This window comes from Bizionia argentinensis JUB59, from assembly GCF_000224335.1.
Taxonomy (GTDB): domain Bacteria; phylum Bacteroidota; class Bacteroidia; order Flavobacteriales; family Flavobacteriaceae; genus Algorimicrobium; species Algorimicrobium argentinense.
Genome location: NZ_AFXZ01000013.1, coordinates 1 through 16,359 on the forward strand (window position 1 = coordinate 1; position 16,359 = coordinate 16,359).

Here is a 16,359-nt window from a genome sequence, read left to right on the forward strand (position 1 = left end):
GTATTAGCTCGATTATCTTGTCAATTTCTGTATCAATTCAGTTAATGATAATTTAAATTGCTCACCAGAAATCATATTCTTTAACGTATAAATACCATTATTCATTTCATTATCACCAACTAAAACAACAAAAGGAATTTCACGTTTGTTCGCATGATTCATTTGCTTTTTCATTTTAGCATTATCCGGATATAGTTCTGCGTTCACACCATTTAAACGCAATTGTTTAATCGCTTTTAAACTAAATAAAGCTTCTGCTTCACCAAAATTTATAAACAATACATCAATATTTTTAGTAACAGTTTCTGGAAATAAATTAAGCTCTTCCAAAACTAAATAAATACGATCTAAACCAAAACTAATTCCTACACCACTCACGTCTTTTAATCCAAAAATACCGGTTAAATCGTCATAACGACCACCGCCACCAATAGATCCCATACTCACACCTTCTGGTGCAGAGACTTCATAAATAGCTCCAGTATAGTAATTTAAACCACGCGCTAATGTAACGTCTAATTGTAATTTAGCTGTCTCTAAACCTAATTCTGAAATGGCGTTGTCTATAAATGCTAATTCGGCTATTCCTTTTTTGCCTTCTTCCGAAGAACTTAAAATAGTTTTAAGCTGTTCAATTTGCGAATTGAAATCGCCAGACAATGTAAAAAGTGGTTGTAATTTATCAATTCCTTCTTGGGGAATACCTTTTTCAAGCATTTCCGTTTTTACTTTCTCCTCACCTATTTTGTCTAGTTTATCTAAAGCTACAGTAAAATCAATCAATTTATCACTGGCACCAATTACTTCGGCTATTCCAGATAAAATTTTACGATTGTTGATTTTTATAGTGACGCCTTCCAATTTTAAGGCCGAAAACACCATATCATATAGTTGCACAAATTCTACTTCTTGCCATAAAGATGTGGAACCAACAACATCTGCATCACATTGATAAAACTCTCTAAAGCGTCCTTTTTGTGGTCTATCTGCTCTCCAAACTGGTTGCATTTGGTAACGCTTAAACGGAAACTCAATCTCGTTTTGGTGTTGTACAACGTAACGTGCAAACGGAACGGTTAAATCGTAGCGCAAAGCTTTCTCGGAGATTATTGCCGTGATTTTATTAGAATCTTTTTCAGCATACAAGACCTCGTTCACCTTATTTAAATAATCCCCAGAATTAAGAATTTTAAAAATCAGTCTATCGCCTTCTTCTCCATACTTACCCATTAGAGTATCAGAATTTTCAAAACTTGGTGTTTCTATTGGTTGAAATCCAAAGGTTTCAAATTGCTTCTGAATGGTTTGGGAAATATAATTTCGCTTTGCAACTTGCTCTGGATTAAAATCGCGTGTGCCTTTTGGTATGCTTGGTTTTTGTGCCATGTTAAACCCTACGAAAGCAGGAGTGTGTTAAATGATTATCAATTAGAGATTTCATACTAAAACAACAGGGTTTATGTATGGAATTTCTTTATGGTTCAAATATAATGAATAATGCAGATGCCATAAAACCAAAAGGTGCTTAAATTATATTCAAATCAAACCTTTTTTAAAATCAAACACATATAAATCTATAAGGAAATATGGAAATTAAAAAAAAGATGTTCAGGTAATTTTTGACATTTACTGCTTTAACATTTTACAATATGCAACTGTATTAAATAACGAGTATATAAATCCTATAATTTTCTTTTATTACTACTAAAAAACCTCAATACATATAAAAATTTGGTTATTTTTGCGCTACCTACTTATAATAAACCCGAATAAACTATGCTAAAAAATTACTTATTTTTATTGATATTCTCCTTTTCATTTTTAAATTCATTTTCGCAATCTGATTGTTCGGGAGCTCAGGCCTATATAGTATATGCGTTATCGAATTCTAATTCAGCTTTAGAAGCAAATAATTTAACCCATGCCAAATATTATGCGGCCAAAGCAAAAGAGTCTTTTGAGAATGTCCAGGAATCTCTAAAGGATTGTCAATGTGACCAGGTTGATGATTTTGTCTATGATGCCATAGCCTACTTATCTAAAGCCGAATCTGCCGAAAAAAAAGAAAAAGCTTATTACTATGCCCAAAAAGGAAAAGAGTTAGCTCAAGCTACCATTGAAAAGCTGGATAGATGCACCATGACAGGATCGGGAAGTGACGTCTCGTCTAACACCACATACGAAGCGGATGAACTATCATCTATTGCAAAGCAACAAGAGCAATTAAAGCAACAGCAACTAGCTTTACAACAAAAGCAGGCTGAATTAAAACAACAATTAATCCAAAAGGAAGCACAAGAATTAACGCTCAAAAAAGAAGTCCTTATCTCTAAAATGACTTCAGTGGTTAAAAACAATATTAGAACGTTCAATGATGCTTTAAAAAACTTTAATTGTACAAACGAAATTTTGGAAGATTCTTCTAATCAAATTGATTTAAACAACCAATCTTTAGAGTCTATCAGATTGCATTTTATTAATATACTTACTGAACTATCCTCTGAATATACCCTTAAATTAAAAAGCTGCATATAGTTATACGCTATGCCTTTTTAGATTAGATAGATTTAAGATCTATCAACAACTTAAAAAAAACCCTCTGTAATTTCTTGGAGTATCAAGAAACACAGGGGGTTTTATATATGTATTTTAAGTTAAACTAAAATCTTAAAAGAAGCTAGCTCAGTTTATAAACGTATTTTAACTAATGAGTTGATGTATGTATTTATACAAATCTCCTTTAGTAATAACACCACCTTGTTGAATTAATTGAAATTTATCAGAATTCTTATCTTTAGAGTATTCTTTTTTAGCTTGAGAAAACTCAACATCCTCATCCATTAGGTTCTCTCGTAACCAACTAAAACCTTCTGGTGTTGTTAAATCAATTGGGTTTTTAATTTTAATGGCAACTAGTTTCATGGTATCATCTTTTAAATGAAACAAATGAATTTGCTGTGGCGATATATGTTCAATATAGTCTACTTTGTTTAATACACCTTCCCAAACTAAATCGCTAAAAACGTCTAATTCTTCCTCAGCTACTTCGGGTTTGTTGATTTTAATATCCGTCCACTCATCGGCTGTTATGGTCTGTGTCGCTAGAAAATTAATAAACTCTTGATTCAATTCTTCAAATTGTTCTTTGGTTAATCTTGCGTATTTCATGGTAAAAAATTATTTTGTTATTCTTTTATTTTTCAATATTTAAAGCTTTTGCCGCTTCAAATGGTCTATCGGTTGCAAAGATATCGATTCCTAATTTACGCCATTTCATGTAAAGACCATCACCTTTGGCTTCCGCTTGTTTATCCAAGTTACCAAGGGTTCCTAACATGGTTTTAATGCCATTTTCATGAAGATTAGTATATAAGCTTTTGTCTGATAGTCTAGTTCCCGTAAAAGCCAACATATTTTGAGTTGGTATATTGGATTCCAATAACCAGTCTAATTCCTCCTGATTTCTAGCAGAAACGGAAAGCAATAAATCGGGTGCTAAATTGTACGCCTTATTGGCTTGCTCCATATCGTAGGTAATAATTAGTGCAATGTCTTCAGCTTGCGCATCTCTAATTTCTTGAATGACATCCGCGACATCCACACTACGTTTAATATCTACTGTCAAAATAGCTTGATTGGCTTTGGACCAGCTTAAAACATCGGAAAATTTTGGAATTTTAAAATTGGTAACGTTTCCAAAGTCATCCTTCATATTAAAAGCTAAAAGTTCATCATAAGTATATTGCGTTAATTTACCAGTTCCTGTTGTGGTACGCTCCAAAGTATTATCATGCAATAAAACTAATACCCCATCTTTGGTTTTAGCAATATCAATTTCGAATACCGCCGCAATACTATCGTTAACATATTTAATGGTTTCTAAACAATTCTCCGGATAATTTAGCAACCCTACGCCACCGCGGTGAACACTAATCCATGGTGTATGATCAGGCTGATATTTAAAAACCTCAATTAAAGCTGAGGGTTTCAAGGACGATTCAGGATTTCCCTTAACCTGTTTGCTATTATCTTTACATGAAAAGATTAATAAAAAGGCAAAAACATAAAAAATTCTCATAATTAAATTCTTTAAAAAATTAAATTAAAAAAACCGTTTAGAATGACTCTAAACGGTTTTTATTGTACTATACAGAGTGCGGCTATTAAGCTTGTGCAATAACTTCGAATGGTAATTCAACAGTTACTTCTCTATGTAAACGAATAACAGCATCGTATTGACCTAGACGCTTGATATTTCCACCAATAAGATTGATGAATTTTCTATCAATAGTTTGTCCTTCTTTTTCTAAAGCCTCTACTAAATCTGCTTTGGTTATAGAACCAAATATTTTATCTCCAGCTGATGCGCCTTCAGTAGCTTTAGCTGTAATTTTGATTTCTAAAGATCTGATAGCTTCAGCAATTTTAGTTGCCTCATCAATAATTTTCTTTTCTTTAAATGCACGTTGCTTTAAGTTTTCAGCTAATACTTTCTTTGCAGAAGTTGTAGCTAAAATGGCTTGACCATGAGGAATTAAAAAATTTCTCCCATAACCGTTCTTTACTGTTACAACATCGTCTTTAAATCCTAAACTTTCAACGTCTTGTTTTAATATAAGTTCCATTGTTATGAGTGTTTTATTTTAATAAATCGGCCACATACGGCATTAATGCTAAGTGACGTGCTCTTTTAACTGCTACAGACACTTTTCTCTGGTATTTTAAAGAAGTTCCTGTTAAACGTCTTGGTAAAATTTTACCTTGCTCGTTTACAAAACCTAATAACCAGTCTGGATTTTTATAATCCACATATTTGATACCAGATCTTTTAAAACGACAGTATTTTTTCGCTTTATTGGTATCTATGTTTAGCGGTGTTAAATATCTAATTTCACCGTCTTTCTTTCCTTTTGCTTGTTGCTCTATAGATGACATAATTACGCTTTTTCTTTAAGTTTAACTCTTCTTCTTTCTGCCCAAGATATAGCATGCTTATCTAGGGTTACAGTTAAGTAACGCATAAAACGTTCGTCACGTCTAAACTCAACTTCTAATGGATTGATAACTTCGCCATCAACTTGGAATTCGAATAAGTGATAAAAACCACTTTTTTTGTTTTGAATTGGGTAAGCTAATTTTTTCAAGCCCCAATCCTCTTTGGATATCATCTTCGCTCCTCTAGAAACAAGAAATTCTTCGTATTTCTGTACTGTTTCCTTTATCTGTACTTCAGATAAAACGGGATTTAAGATGAAAACAGTTTCATAATGATTCATAAAAATCTATTTTATAGTTAAAAATGAGTGCAAAAGTAATAGTTTATTTCAAATTTTACAACATTCCAGCAAAGAATCTTCATATTTATTTTTCACACCAAAAACAGTGTTAACTAAAAGTTAAAACAAACGTTTTAACGATGATTCTTGTTTTTTAACCGAATATATTGTACTATTGTCGATACCTTAATCGATAAAAAAAATGTTATGATTCTAAACTGTGTAGTAGTTGACGACTCCGCGATACAACGTCTGTCCATAGTTAAGCTAATTGAGAATCATCCTTCTCTTAACCTAATAGCCGAATATAGCAGTGCTTTAGAAACAAAAAATGGTTTAAACACTTATAAGGTAGACCTTATTTTTTTGGACATTGAAATGCCTGTTTTAAATGGCTTTGAGTTATTGGACGTTTTAAATAATAAACCTCAAATTATATTCGTTACTGGTAAAACTGAATATGCCTTTAAAGCATTTAATTATGATGCTACAGACTATTTACACAAGCCTATTACTAGAGAGCGTTTTAATACGGCAGTTGACAAAGCTGTTGAGCAACATAAACTAAAATTAGATTTTAACGAAACTGAAGGTGAACATATTTTTGTGAAAAGTAACCTAAAGAAACGTAAAGTATACATCAAAGATATTAAATGGATTGAAGCTTTAGGCGATTATGTAAAATTAGTTACTGAAGAAACCAGCCTAGTAGTATTATCTACCATGAAAGCCTTTGAACATGAATTGCCAGAAGGTAAATTTTTAAGAATTCATAAATCTTATATTGTAAATTTAGACAAGGTAGACCGATTTAACAGTAAGAATGTTGAAGTAGGGACTTACGAAATTCCTTTGAGTAGAAATAAAAAGACCCAACTGGTCGATGCACTAAACAATATTTAAAACACCATCCTGATCTAAGCATCAGGATTTTTTTTTTGCTTTATTATTTTTCAATTTTAAACGATTTCCTATTGAAGTTCTTAACTGCCCGCCTATCGGCAAACAAGCGCTCGAACTGAAATTTTCGCATTATTATAGAATTTTACGTTTTTTAAACACGTGATCTCAATTTATTTCTCCTAATAATTATCCACATTTAGTATTACACGAATTGGCCTAAAATCCTTCACACTAGAAAAACTACTATTTATTTTTAAAATAGATGCCTTGGTTTTCGCAAGCGATTGTTTACTCGGAATTTTAATCAATATGTTTTTATGATACTGATTACGAATCCTTGAAACTGGAGGAAACTCCGGTCCTAAAACATTATCCTTAAAAACCTGTCTCAAGGATTTGGCAAACCAATCGGCTCCAACATTTACCTTGTTATAATCTCTATGTTTTAAGGTGATTTTAATTAATCGATAAATTGGCGGATACTTGAAATTATACCGATCATCCATTTGTTCTTTATACATTTTCAAATAGTTATTGGATGATACTTGTTGTAAAATATTATGATGTGGATTGTAAGTTTGTATCACCACTTTTCCCCGCTTATCCGTTCGTCCTGCTCGTCCTGACACCTGCAAAAGCAATTGAAAACTGCGCTCATGAGCTCTGAAATCTGGAAAATTCAGTAAATTATCGGCATTCATAACACCTACTAGCTTCACGTTTCTAAAATCTAAACCTTTGGTAAGCATTTGGGTACCAACCAAAATATCTACTTCTTGATTTTCAAACGTACTAATAATTTTTTCATAGCCATATTTGCCACGCGTGGTGTCTAAATCCATACGCGCTACTTTATGGTCCGGAAACAATAAGCTCACCTCCTTCTCTACTTGCTCGGTTCCAAATCCCTTATTATCGAGCTCTACACTTCCACAAGCTTCACATTTTTTAATCATAACGCTATTATAGCCACAATAGTGACAACGTAACTGATCGCGGTATTGATGATAAGTTAAACTAACATCACAACTCGGACATTGCGGTGAATGACCACAAGTTTCGCATTCAATTATTGGCGAATAGCCTCGGCGGTTTTGAAATAATATAATTTGATGTCCATCTGCTAACGTTTCGGTCATTTCCTCAATCAACCGATCGCTAAAATGACCTTTCATCCGTTTGCGTTTGTGCTTGTCTTTAATATCAACAAGCTCTACTTCAGGCATCAATACATCATTAAAACGGGTGGTTAATTCTACTAATCCATATTTTTGCTGCTGGGCATTAAAATAAGTTTCCAAACTTGGTGTTGCCGAGCCTAAAAGTGTTTTGGTTTTGAAAATATTTGCTAATACAATTGCCGTATCTCGCGCATGATAACGTGGAGCTGGATCAAATTGTTTATAGGATTGCTCATGTTCTTCATCGACAATTACTAATCCTAAATCGTGAAATGGCAATAAAACTGAAGAACGTGCGCCCAGAACAATCCGCGCTTTCGGCGAATTACTCAACACTTGGTTCCAGACTTCTACACGTTCGTTAGATGAATATTTAGAGTGAAAAACAGCGACTTGCTCTCCAAAATAATTTTGTAATCGCGATACCAATTGTGTCGTTAAAGCAATTTCTGGTAAGAGATACAAAACTTGCTTACCCTGCTTTATGGCATCCTCAATGAGCTTGACATATATTTCTGTTTTCCCAGATGACGTAACACCATGAAGTAAAACAATATTCTGATTTTCGAAAGAATCCAAAATTTCTTTTATAGCCACTTCTTGCGCTTCATTTAAGCGTTTGGAACCTTCAACTTCCTGATCGTCATGCTGGACTCGATCGGTTTGAACATGATACTCTTCTAGAATCTCTTTGTCAATCAAGGTTTTTACTATAGCTGAAGAACTATTACTTGCCGTTGTTAAATCGGAAACAGGAATGGGTTTTTTACTTCTTGCGGTTAATGAAAAAAGTGTCATAACTACTTCCCGTTGTTTGGGCGCGCGACTTAATTCTTCCAACAAAACCTGTAAAGCATCTTGGTCATGAAACTTATTTTGAAGCTTCACATAACGGACTAATTTCGGTTTGTATTTATCGAAAATTTCTTCATGAACGAAAATCGCTTCTTTTTCTAAAAGACGCTTCACCAATGGCAGCACATTCTTCTTATCAACAATATTACTGATGTCCTGAATTTTTAAAGAAGACTGATGCTGTAAGGCTTCATAAATTAAAAACTCATCATCTTTTAAATCTGCTACATTAATTTCTAAAGCCATATTTTTAGAAATAATAGTTTCACTATCTAAAATAAAAGCGCCTGGAAGAGCAGCCCGCATCACATCTCCAATCGCACACATATAATAACTTGACATCCATTCCCATAACTGAAACTGTGTTTCGGTTACTATAGGCGTATCATCTAAAATTTGATGAATCTCTTTAGCGTCATAAATTAACGGTTGATTGTTATGAATAGCCTGAACTATTCCGGTATAAATTTTACGCTTCCCAAAAGGAACAGAAACACGCATTCCAGGTTTTATAAATTCAGATTCGGCTTCAGTAATGCTGTATGTGAAGCTGTTTTCAATGGGAATAGGCAATATGACATCAATAAAATGTAATTTCATATTAAAATCCTTTTTTTAATCGGTTCAACGACGCATTTAACTCATAGCCCATTAATAAAATATTACTGTTTAGCCATAGGTAAAATAGCAAAATTAAAAGTGCGCCAATAGAACCGTAAAGCTCGTTATATTGGGAGAAATTAGTAATGTAAATCCCAAATAAATACGAGGTTAAAATTATTAAAAACGTTGTAAATAAAGCGCCAACTGAAAAGAACCGTGAGGCTTTCCCTTCCCGAGTTCCAAAATAATATAAAGTGGCAATTGCCATATAAATCATGGTTACAAAAAATACATATTTAACAATAGGAATCCATATAAGTGTATTTTCTTTATCCATATACCCATAGGTTTCTAGATTTCCAATAATATAAATTTGAAAATACCCAAAAAAGGCTACAGTAAGGATAGATAGAAAAGCTAAAATTAAAGCTACACCTAAAGCATACAGATATTGTTTAACAATATTTCGCGATAATTGCTCATGATATGAACTTTCAAAACCTGCAAAAACAGCACTAATTCCATTTGCCATTAAGGCTATAGAAACTAAAAAAACAGACGATAATAATCCGCCACGTTCTGAACTATCTATATTTTCAAAAATATTAGCGAAGAAAAAATCGGAAGTACTTGGGGGTAAAAATGAGTTTAGAAAGCGCTGAAATTCTATTTTAAAATCGTCAATCGGAATATAAGGGATAACAATTAATACAAATAGTAAAAAAGGAAAAATAGCCGTAAAAAAGTTAAATGCTATAGCGCTCGCTCGTGTGGTTAAAGCACCTCTAGCGATTCCAATGGTATAAAGCTCAAGTAAATCATACAAAGACAAGCCTTCCAGGCCAGGCAACTTAATTTTCTTTAAAAACTTGACTACCACGTTGACAACGGGAATTTTAGCCAATTTTTCTTCTACAGGTTGCGACATGAATCTTTTTTAATTTATTTTAAGGTTTCTAAAAGCTTTTAAATTGCTTTCAAACTTAAATCCATATTATAAACGGAATGTGTTAAGGCACCTGATGAAATATAATCCACGCCACATTCGGCATAGTTTCTAATAGTTTCTTCTGTAATACCGCCAGAACTTTCTGTTAAACATTGATTGCCAATTAAAGAAACGGCTTTTTTAGTGTCTTCGTAATTAAAATTATCTATTAGAATTCTATAAACACCTTCTGTTTTAAGAATCTCTTTAATTTCATCTAGATTTCTAGCCTCCACGATTATTTCTAAATCGCGATTTGTATCCTTTAAATATTGCTTTGTTTTTTCAATTGCTTTTGTAATACCACCAGCAAAATCTATGTGATTGTCTTTAAGCATAATCATATCATACAATGCAAATCTATGATTTTCACCACCACCTATTTTAACCGCCCATTTTTCCAAAGCGCGAATACCTGGCGTTGTTTTTCGCGTGTCTAACACCTTGGTTCCTGTACCTTCTAATAAATTTACAAACTCTTTGGTTTTAGTGGCAATGGCACTCATACGCTGCATAGCATTTAGCACCAATCGTTCTGCTTTTAAAATTGATTGCGAAGAACCTTCGACATAAAAAACAATATCCCCATATTTAACAGGTTTGCCGTCTGCAATCAATGTTTCCACTTTTAAATCTTTATCGATATAGGCAAATACTTTTTTAGCCAATTCTACACCGGCTATAATACCCTCATCTTTTACTAAAAGTTTTGCTTTTCCATTAGCATCTGCAGGAATACAAGCCAATGAACTGTGATCGCCATCACCAACATCTTCACGAATAGCATTAACAATAATTAATTCTACTTCTTTATTAAATTGATCTTGAGTTATCATGATTTTACTGTTTTAGACACTACGAAAATATAGCATTTTTAATTAAATTATCTCTATCAACTGGAAAAAAAGAAAATAGGTTTTTCTAATCAGTTTTAAAGATGGTTTTTTCATCTTTCCTTTACCATTACGAATTACCAATTACCTTATTTATTAATTTCAAAAAGAACAGTTAAAACGCTATATTTTAAAGAGAAACAAATAGAGCTTTCATACAATCCTTAATTTTAGTTTAAAAATATTCAGAAAAGATATAAATTTGCACATGACCATTAAACTTCTTGCCATAGGCAAAACCGATAATAAACAACTGCAAGCGTTAATTGACGATTATCAAAAGCGGTTGTCGCATTATATTAAGTTTGAATTTGAAATCATTCCAGATTTAAAAAAGGTAAAAAACTTAAGCGAAACACAACAGAAAGATAAAGAAGGTGAGCTTATATTAGCGAAACTATCACCAACCGACACGCTTATTTTATTAGACGAGAATGGTAAACAATTGCATTCGGTAGGGTTTTCAGAATATATTCAGAAGTATATGAATTCTGGGATAAAGCAATTGGTATTTGTCATTGGTGGCCCATATGGTTTTTCGGAAGCTGTGTACCAAAAAGCACAAGGTAAAATGTCCTTATCCAAAATGACATTTTCTCACCAGATGATACGATTATTTATAGTTGAGCAGTTTTATCGTGCCTTTACTATTTTAAAAAACGAACCGTATCATCATCGGTAAGATAATTGTTTATTTAGTAGACATCGCGTGTTTACGCTTTTTAAGCTGAACCTCTAAATCGCTAATGGTTTCTTTTACGGCAGCTTCAAAATTTTTCTCATCTGAAATAGCATAAATTCGTGGCCCTGGCATACTTAATTCCATGCTACATATAAAACCATCTTCTTTAGTACCTGGGCCTTTTTTAAACTGAACATCACAGTTAATTAACCATTCGTATTTTTTTATTAAAGATTGTAATTTATCTTGAGTAAAAGCTGTTAAAGACTCGCTCGTATCTAGGTTTACGTATTGAAAATTTATTGTCATAAGTTAGAGTGTTTATTGTTATTAAAATACAAATATAATAGCTTAATATATTTTTAAAAATGATTTTCATCATAGTTTTAAATATTAAGCATAATTACACCTTAAAAGTATCAAATTTTCAGAGTTTAAAAGAGACTTTATAAAAGGATTAACTATTTTTCTATTTTCTAGAACCCAATTTATAGCCAAATGCTAATTTAGCTTTACTTAAACTAAAAAGCTGCGTGTTGTCAAAATCTAAACTCGTTGAATACGCACTACCATTATATATTAAACTAATATAATACCGTTTCACATTGTAGAATAAGGCAGCAGTATAATCTACTTTATAAAGGAATGGGTTTGAAGGTTTATAACTATCGTCCATAAGTTTTACCTTTTTATTCATTACAGCAATCCCTGGCATAACATTAACCGAGGCAACAAAATTATGTGGTAGCATAAAAGCGGATAAGAATCCCCCCATAACACCAACGCCATTTGAGCTATACTTTTTTATGTTTGCTTGTTCATTATAGTTAAAAGCGCCTTGCTCGGTTAATATCGTGCTTTTTCCTGAAAAATAGTCGAAAACTGCAAATCCCCCTATACCTCCAGTAATATAAATATCTTTATTTTTTTGTGCTAAACCTGCTTTTAGTAATGAGAATGAAAATTCAATTTCCGATAAGGTGTATAGATAATTAATACCCACTGTTGCCGACTTAATATCGCCTCGAAATATGGTAGGTTCGTCATAATTATTTCTAACATTATAACCTTTATAGGTCTGAACATACAGATTAACAAAATGATTTTTTCCAATAATCGTCGTACCTTGCAAATCAAATCGACTGGTAATTTCGTCCTTATTAGTTTTAAGATTAAAAGCTACATCTACTAAAATTTTCCGACTCGCAAAACCCACTCCAACACCAAATGGATTATTAGGAGTAAATCTTGTTTTTGAATCATCATCTCTAACGGTAAATCGCTTCACTTTATAATTTGAAAAAATTCTTAACGAATAATTATCTATGTCATGATCGATAAATAAACTGTCCACAACTTTAACAACTCCTAAAGAATCGACATCTTTCAAAATTTGAGACTGCATAGAATAACCACTCAAAAAACAAACACTAAAAAGAAGAAGTGTGATTCTCATAAAGATCAATTTGTTTACCTGTCTCCAGATTTTAAATTATATTTGTAATGAGATAAAAATACATTAAAAATTATAAAATGCAACTCGTTTTCGCCACAAACAATTCAAATAAAATAAAAGAAGTTCAGCAATTAATCCCTGACCATATTACGTTATTGAGCCTTAAAGATATAGGTTGCCATGTGGATATTCCTGAAACACAAAATACGATAGAAGGTAATGCTATTCAAAAAGTAAATTATATAATAGAACATTATGGCTATAGTTGTTTTGCGGATGATACTGGATTAGAAGTTAATGCTTTAAATGGTGAGCCAGGCGTTTATTCAGCACGATATGCTGGAGCGCAGCGAAACGCAGATGATAATATGAATAAACTTATAAAGAGTTTAGAAAACAATGAAGACCGTAGGGCTCAATTTAAAACGGTTGTTGCTTTACATTTAAACGGTAAATTAAAAACATTTACTGGCATTTGTAAAGGCACAATAACAGAAACAAAATCAGGAACCGATGGCTTTGGCTACGACCCTATTTTCAAGCCGGAAGGTTACACCAAGACTTTTGCTGAAATATTAATGGAGGAGAAAAACCAAATTGGACATCGCGGAAAAGCCGTTAAGCAATTGGTGGAATATTTAAACACACTATAAAAGACAATTATAATCTAACAGAGCATTTAGCTGATTTTTAATTTAGGGCCTTTTCAGGCATTTAAAACTACTCTGCCAAATTTAAATCTAACACCAATGACTTATAAAGTAGTATACTCAACTATTACGGGAAACACAAAAATCCTTGCAACAGCGATAAAAGAGACATTAAGCAAAAAGTTTTGCACATATTTTGGTGAAGTAAGCGAAAGTAAAAATGATAAAGCGGATGTTATATTTATCGGTTTCTGCGTACATGAGGGTTCTTGCACGGACGACATAAAACAGTATTTAAAAACTTTAAAAGATGAAAACATTGCAATTTTTGGTACGGCCGGTTTTGGGGGTTCTGAAAGTTATAATAAAACTATATTAGATACTGTAAAAACATATATTTCAGAATCAAATAACATTCTAGGAAGCTTTATGTGTCAAGGAAAAATGACCAAAAACGTTTCAGAGAATTATATTAGTACACTTAAAACGGAACCTGGAAATACGGAAATTACAGATATGATTAATAATTATCATAACGCTCTTTCTCATCCTGATGAAAATGACATCATTGCCGTTCAATTTTTCGCAAACAAGATATTTAGTCAAATCCTATAAATTCTCATAGTTTCGCTATCTTGAATTTTTAAATTTCTATTTACGAATTAAGACTAGCAATCATTATATTAAAATGCTTAAAACTTTCTCATTGACTTCCAGTTTTATAGAAGCAAAGAAATAAAAACCTTATTATTTAGGACGTAAAAACCTATAAGAAAAACTACAGCTTTATGAAACTTAAAAAAATACTTATTGCATGTTTCCTCCTGATTTTTGTGAACCAGATTTACGCGCAAAATGATGTTGTAAAATATAAAAAAGAACCACTAGTCATTGGTGAACAAGTACATTTTGATTCGCAAATCCTGAATGAAAACCGTATATTAAACATATATTTACCGTTAGACTACGGAAAAGATCCGTTACAAACATATCCCGTTATTTATCTACTAGATGGCTCAATGGATGAGGATTTTATTCACATTACCGGCCTCGTTCAATTCGGATCATTTTCTTGGATTAATATGGTTCCCGAGTCTATAGTTGTAGGGATTTCTAATGTAGATCGGGAGAGAGATTTAACCTTCTCTTCTACTGATAAAGAAGATCAGGTAGAATACCCAACAACGGGGAAATCAGAAAATTTTATCCAATTTATTGAAAAAGAATTACAGCCATTTATCCAAAACAATTATAAAATATCAGACTCAAAAACCGTAATTGGACAGTCGCTTGGCGGTCTTTTAGCAACAGAAGTGTTATTTAAAAATCCAGAATTATTCGATAATTACATATTAATTAGCCCCAGTTTATGGTGGGGAAATGAAACCTTATTAACATATACTCCACGACCATTCACATCAAAAAAAAGTGTTTTTATTGCTGTTGGAAATGAAGGCGATATCATGGAGCGATTGACTAAAGAATTATTTGATAAATTAAAGTCTTTACAGGACGAAGATTCAACGATATATTATGAGTTTTTAGAAAATCAGACGCACGGTGACGCACTACATTTAGGGGTTTATCATGCTTTTGATAAGATATTTGGTAAAAAAGAAGACTAATTAAATAATGCGTAAAATATAACAATTACGATTAATTATTAGTTTATCTTTTTTTTTACAATTTAAGGTTGACTACAGGTTTTATTATTTAAAGAATTTGCTCTCATTTCAAAAGTCATCAATTTGACTAAAAGGTAATTTGAAGTATTCGTAGGCCAATTTCATCAAAACATTATTATTAAAAACCTTTTTGTCTATTTGAAATTGTATTATAGGCTACATCATAGAACTTAATAAAAATTAAATGTTTAGACATCAAGGCAAACAAAGAACTTTAAAACACAACTTACGCATTGCTACTGTTTTATCTTTTGTAGCTGGTATTGTAAACGTTACCGGTTTTCTGGCTTTCAAGCAACTAACAACTAATGTAACCGGTCATTTTGCGCTTTTTATAACCGACGTTTCCGAGTTTGAATTTTGGAAAGGCACCATTTTTCTTATTTATATTTTCTCTTTTCTTTTTGGTTCATTTTCATCTAGTTTTTTAATTGAGAAATTTAGAGCCAGCAAACAATTAAATGTCTTTGTTTTACCCACAATAATTGAGTCGTTTATTTTAATATTTGTGGCACTTATTAGTAATGTAATTCAAATAACATATCCTGATCTCATAATTTGCTTACTTCTTTTTGCAATGGGTATGCAAAACTCATTTGTAACTAAAATTTCAGATGCTATTGTAAGAACCACTCACTTAACAGGATTGTTTACAGATTTAGGTATTGAGCTTTCTCAACTATTTTTTCCAGCGACCCATAAAAACCGGGAAAAAATAAAAGAATCTATTAAATTACATATTTATATTATTTGCTTTTTCTTTTTAGGTGGTATGCTAGGTGGCTTTCTTTACGCAAGAATGGGTATGAAATTAAATACTCTAATTTTTGGTGCTATAATTTTATTAATAAGCCTATTCTATGATGACATGAAGTTTAAGCTTATTAAAACAAAAAGGAAATACAGACAAAGAAGAAGGGTGAAACGATCCAACTTAAAAAAAAGAATAATAAATGATTAATTAATTTTATAGTTTTTAGAAAAGAATAAGTGTTCTTGCTATTAAAAATAGAGCTTAAACTCGCACCTCATAGACGGAAATAATAAAAAGAAAATTAATTATATACTCGAGTTTACTGTTTCTGTTAATAAAAAACAATATCTATTTAGCGCTATAATTACCCGAAAATTCTTCACTGTAATCACTTCCTGAAAAATTAAATTGGAGATTATTACTTCAATAGGAA

At 32.1% G+C, this 16,359-nt stretch carries 18 protein-coding genes; 7 read left to right on the top strand and 11 right to left on the bottom strand.

Going from position 1 to position 16,359, the window contains the following annotated elements:
* Positions 1-12 precede the first annotated feature (12 nt).
* Complete coding sequence (gene hisS / locus BZARG_RS05100; RefSeq protein ID WP_040288039.1) at positions 13-1,386, bottom strand: histidine--tRNA ligase; 1,374 nt, start codon at positions 1,384-1,386, stop codon at positions 13-15.
* Positions 1,387-1,776: 390 nt separating this feature from the next.
* On the opposite strand from hisS, the gene BZARG_RS05105 reads away from it, so the two are divergent.
* Positions 1,777-2,535: a hypothetical protein gene (locus tag BZARG_RS05105; protein ID WP_008636147.1), complete on the top strand. Its 759-nt coding sequence runs from the start codon at positions 1,777-1,779 to the stop codon at positions 2,533-2,535.
* A 165-nt stretch (positions 2,536-2,700) separates the two neighbouring features.
* Here BZARG_RS05105 and BZARG_RS05110 read toward each other — a convergent pair whose 3' ends face one another.
* The 5 genes from BZARG_RS05110 to rpsF form a co-directional block, all read right to left on the bottom strand.
* The gene (locus BZARG_RS05110) at positions 2,701-3,168 is read right to left on the bottom strand and encodes a DUF6495 family protein (RefSeq protein WP_008636253.1); all 468 of its coding nucleotides are present in this window, start codon (positions 3,166-3,168) and stop codon (positions 2,701-2,703) included.
* Positions 3,169-3,193: 25 nt separating this feature from the next.
* A complete protein-coding gene (locus BZARG_RS05115) occupies positions 3,194-4,078 on the bottom strand; it encodes a glycerophosphodiester phosphodiesterase family protein (RefSeq protein ID WP_008636231.1) in 885 nt (294 codons plus the stop codon).
* An 85-nt stretch (positions 4,079-4,163) separates the two neighbouring features.
* The gene (rplI, locus tag BZARG_RS05120; RefSeq protein WP_008636254.1) at positions 4,164-4,625 is read right to left on the bottom strand and encodes a 50S ribosomal protein L9; all 462 of its coding nucleotides are present in this window, start codon (positions 4,623-4,625) and stop codon (positions 4,164-4,166) included.
* A gap of 13 nt (positions 4,626-4,638) precedes the next feature.
* A complete protein-coding gene (gene rpsR / locus BZARG_RS05125) occupies positions 4,639-4,938 on the bottom strand; it encodes a 30S ribosomal protein S18 (protein ID WP_192807232.1) in 300 nt (99 codons plus the stop codon).
* Entirely contained in the window at positions 4,938-5,276 is a 339-nt protein-coding gene (gene rpsF / locus BZARG_RS05130; protein ID WP_008636087.1) for a 30S ribosomal protein S6, read from the bottom strand. The genes rpsR and rpsF overlap by 1 nt, the downstream gene beginning before the upstream one ends.
* 207 nt (positions 5,277-5,483) lie before the next feature.
* Between rpsF and BZARG_RS05135 the strand changes: the two genes are divergently transcribed.
* The gene (locus BZARG_RS05135) at positions 5,484-6,179 is read left to right on the top strand and encodes a LytR/AlgR family response regulator transcription factor (protein ID WP_008636141.1); all 696 of its coding nucleotides are present in this window, start codon (positions 5,484-5,486) and stop codon (positions 6,177-6,179) included.
* 179 nt (positions 6,180-6,358) lie between these two features.
* Here the strand turns inward: BZARG_RS05135 and priA are convergent, their stop codons facing one another.
* Genes priA through nadC form a run of 3 tightly spaced genes read right to left on the bottom strand, consistent with a single transcriptional unit; the run spans position 6,359 to position 10,642 of the window.
* A complete protein-coding gene (gene priA, locus BZARG_RS05140) occupies positions 6,359-8,815 on the bottom strand; it encodes a replication restart helicase PriA (protein WP_008636144.1) in 2,457 nt (818 codons plus the stop codon).
* 1 nt (position 8,816) lies between these two features.
* Positions 8,817-9,746 (bottom strand): YihY/virulence factor BrkB family protein, encoded by a 930-nt coding sequence (locus BZARG_RS05145; RefSeq protein ID WP_008636140.1) that lies wholly within the window; start codon positions 9,744-9,746, stop codon positions 8,817-8,819.
* 38 nt (positions 9,747-9,784) lie between these two features.
* Complete coding sequence (gene nadC / locus BZARG_RS05150) at positions 9,785-10,642, bottom strand: carboxylating nicotinate-nucleotide diphosphorylase (RefSeq protein ID WP_008636153.1); 858 nt, start codon at positions 10,640-10,642, stop codon at positions 9,785-9,787.
* A 265-nt stretch (positions 10,643-10,907) separates the two neighbouring features.
* On the opposite strand from nadC, the gene rlmH reads away from it, so the two are divergent.
* A complete protein-coding gene (gene rlmH, locus BZARG_RS05155) occupies positions 10,908-11,381 on the top strand; it encodes a 23S rRNA (pseudouridine(1915)-N(3))-methyltransferase RlmH (protein ID WP_008636194.1) in 474 nt (157 codons plus the stop codon).
* Positions 11,382-11,390: 9 nt separating this feature from the next.
* Here the strand turns inward: rlmH and BZARG_RS05160 are convergent, their stop codons facing one another.
* Together BZARG_RS05160 and BZARG_RS05165 are read right to left on the bottom strand one after the other, a co-directional pair.
* The gene (locus tag BZARG_RS05160; RefSeq protein ID WP_008636203.1) at positions 11,391-11,690 is read right to left on the bottom strand and encodes an HPF/RaiA family ribosome-associated protein; all 300 of its coding nucleotides are present in this window, start codon (positions 11,688-11,690) and stop codon (positions 11,391-11,393) included.
* Between the two features lie 160 nt (positions 11,691-11,850).
* A complete protein-coding gene (locus tag BZARG_RS05165; protein WP_123766878.1) occupies positions 11,851-12,837 on the bottom strand; it encodes a DUF4421 family protein in 987 nt (328 codons plus the stop codon).
* Positions 12,838-12,914: 77 nt separating this feature from the next.
* Between BZARG_RS05165 and BZARG_RS05170 the strand changes: the two genes are divergently transcribed.
* The 4 genes from BZARG_RS05170 to BZARG_RS05185 all read left to right on the top strand — a co-directional run bounded on the left by BZARG_RS05170 (position 12,915) and on the right by BZARG_RS05185 (position 16,133).
* Complete coding sequence (locus BZARG_RS05170; protein WP_008636216.1) at positions 12,915-13,490, top strand: non-canonical purine NTP diphosphatase; 576 nt, start codon at positions 12,915-12,917, stop codon at positions 13,488-13,490.
* 96 nt (positions 13,491-13,586) lie between these two features.
* Positions 13,587-14,102: a flavodoxin family protein BilS gene (gene bilS / locus BZARG_RS05175; protein WP_008636185.1), complete on the top strand. Its 516-nt coding sequence runs from the start codon at positions 13,587-13,589 to the stop codon at positions 14,100-14,102.
* A 173-nt stretch (positions 14,103-14,275) separates the two neighbouring features.
* Complete coding sequence (locus BZARG_RS05180; RefSeq protein WP_008636209.1) at positions 14,276-15,112, top strand: alpha/beta hydrolase; 837 nt, start codon at positions 14,276-14,278, stop codon at positions 15,110-15,112.
* A 244-nt stretch (positions 15,113-15,356) separates the two neighbouring features.
* Positions 15,357-16,133, top strand: a complete 777-nt coding sequence (locus BZARG_RS05185; protein ID WP_008636123.1) for a YoaK family protein — start codon at positions 15,357-15,359, stop codon at positions 16,131-16,133.
* Positions 16,134-16,359 lie beyond the last annotated feature (226 nt).

Excerpts from the sequence above, each read along its gene's own strand:
- BZARG_RS05185 (WP_008636123.1), top strand. The coding sequence starts at position 15,357 with ATGTTTAGACATCAAGGCAAACAAAGAACTTTAAAACACAACTTACGC.
- BZARG_RS05110 (WP_008636253.1), bottom strand. The coding sequence starts at position 3,168 with ATGAAATACGCAAGATTAACCAAAGAACAATTTGAAGAATTGAATCAA.
- rpsF (WP_008636087.1), bottom strand. The coding sequence starts at position 5,276 with ATGAATCATTATGAAACTGTTTTCATCTTAAATCCCGTTTTATCTGAA.
- priA (WP_008636144.1), bottom strand. The coding sequence starts at position 8,815 with ATGAAATTACATTTTATTGATGTCATATTGCCTATTCCCATTGAAAAC.
- nadC (WP_008636153.1), bottom strand. The coding sequence starts at position 10,642 with ATGATAACTCAAGATCAATTTAATAAAGAAGTAGAATTAATTATTGTT.
- hisS (WP_040288039.1), bottom strand. The coding sequence starts at position 1,386 with ATGGCACAAAAACCAAGCATACCAAAAGGCACACGCGATTTTAATCCA.
- bilS (WP_008636185.1), top strand. The coding sequence starts at position 13,587 with ATGACTTATAAAGTAGTATACTCAACTATTACGGGAAACACAAAAATC.
- rplI (WP_008636254.1), bottom strand. The coding sequence starts at position 4,625 with ATGGAACTTATATTAAAACAAGACGTTGAAAGTTTAGGATTTAAAGAC.
- BZARG_RS05160 (WP_008636203.1), bottom strand. The coding sequence starts at position 11,690 with ATGACAATAAATTTTCAATACGTAAACCTAGATACGAGCGAGTCTTTA.
- BZARG_RS05115 (WP_008636231.1), bottom strand. The coding sequence starts at position 4,078 with ATGAGAATTTTTTATGTTTTTGCCTTTTTATTAATCTTTTCATGTAAA.
- BZARG_RS05170 (WP_008636216.1), top strand. The coding sequence starts at position 12,915 with ATGCAACTCGTTTTCGCCACAAACAATTCAAATAAAATAAAAGAAGTT.
- BZARG_RS05180 (WP_008636209.1), top strand. The coding sequence starts at position 14,276 with ATGAAACTTAAAAAAATACTTATTGCATGTTTCCTCCTGATTTTTGTG.
- rlmH (WP_008636194.1), top strand. The coding sequence starts at position 10,908 with ATGACCATTAAACTTCTTGCCATAGGCAAAACCGATAATAAACAACTG.
- BZARG_RS05145 (WP_008636140.1), bottom strand. The coding sequence starts at position 9,746 with ATGTCGCAACCTGTAGAAGAAAAATTGGCTAAAATTCCCGTTGTCAAC.
- BZARG_RS05105 (WP_008636147.1), top strand. The coding sequence starts at position 1,777 with ATGCTAAAAAATTACTTATTTTTATTGATATTCTCCTTTTCATTTTTA.
- BZARG_RS05135 (WP_008636141.1), top strand. The coding sequence starts at position 5,484 with ATGATTCTAAACTGTGTAGTAGTTGACGACTCCGCGATACAACGTCTG.
- BZARG_RS05165 (WP_123766878.1), bottom strand. The coding sequence starts at position 12,837 with ATGAGAATCACACTTCTTCTTTTTAGTGTTTGTTTTTTGAGTGGTTAT.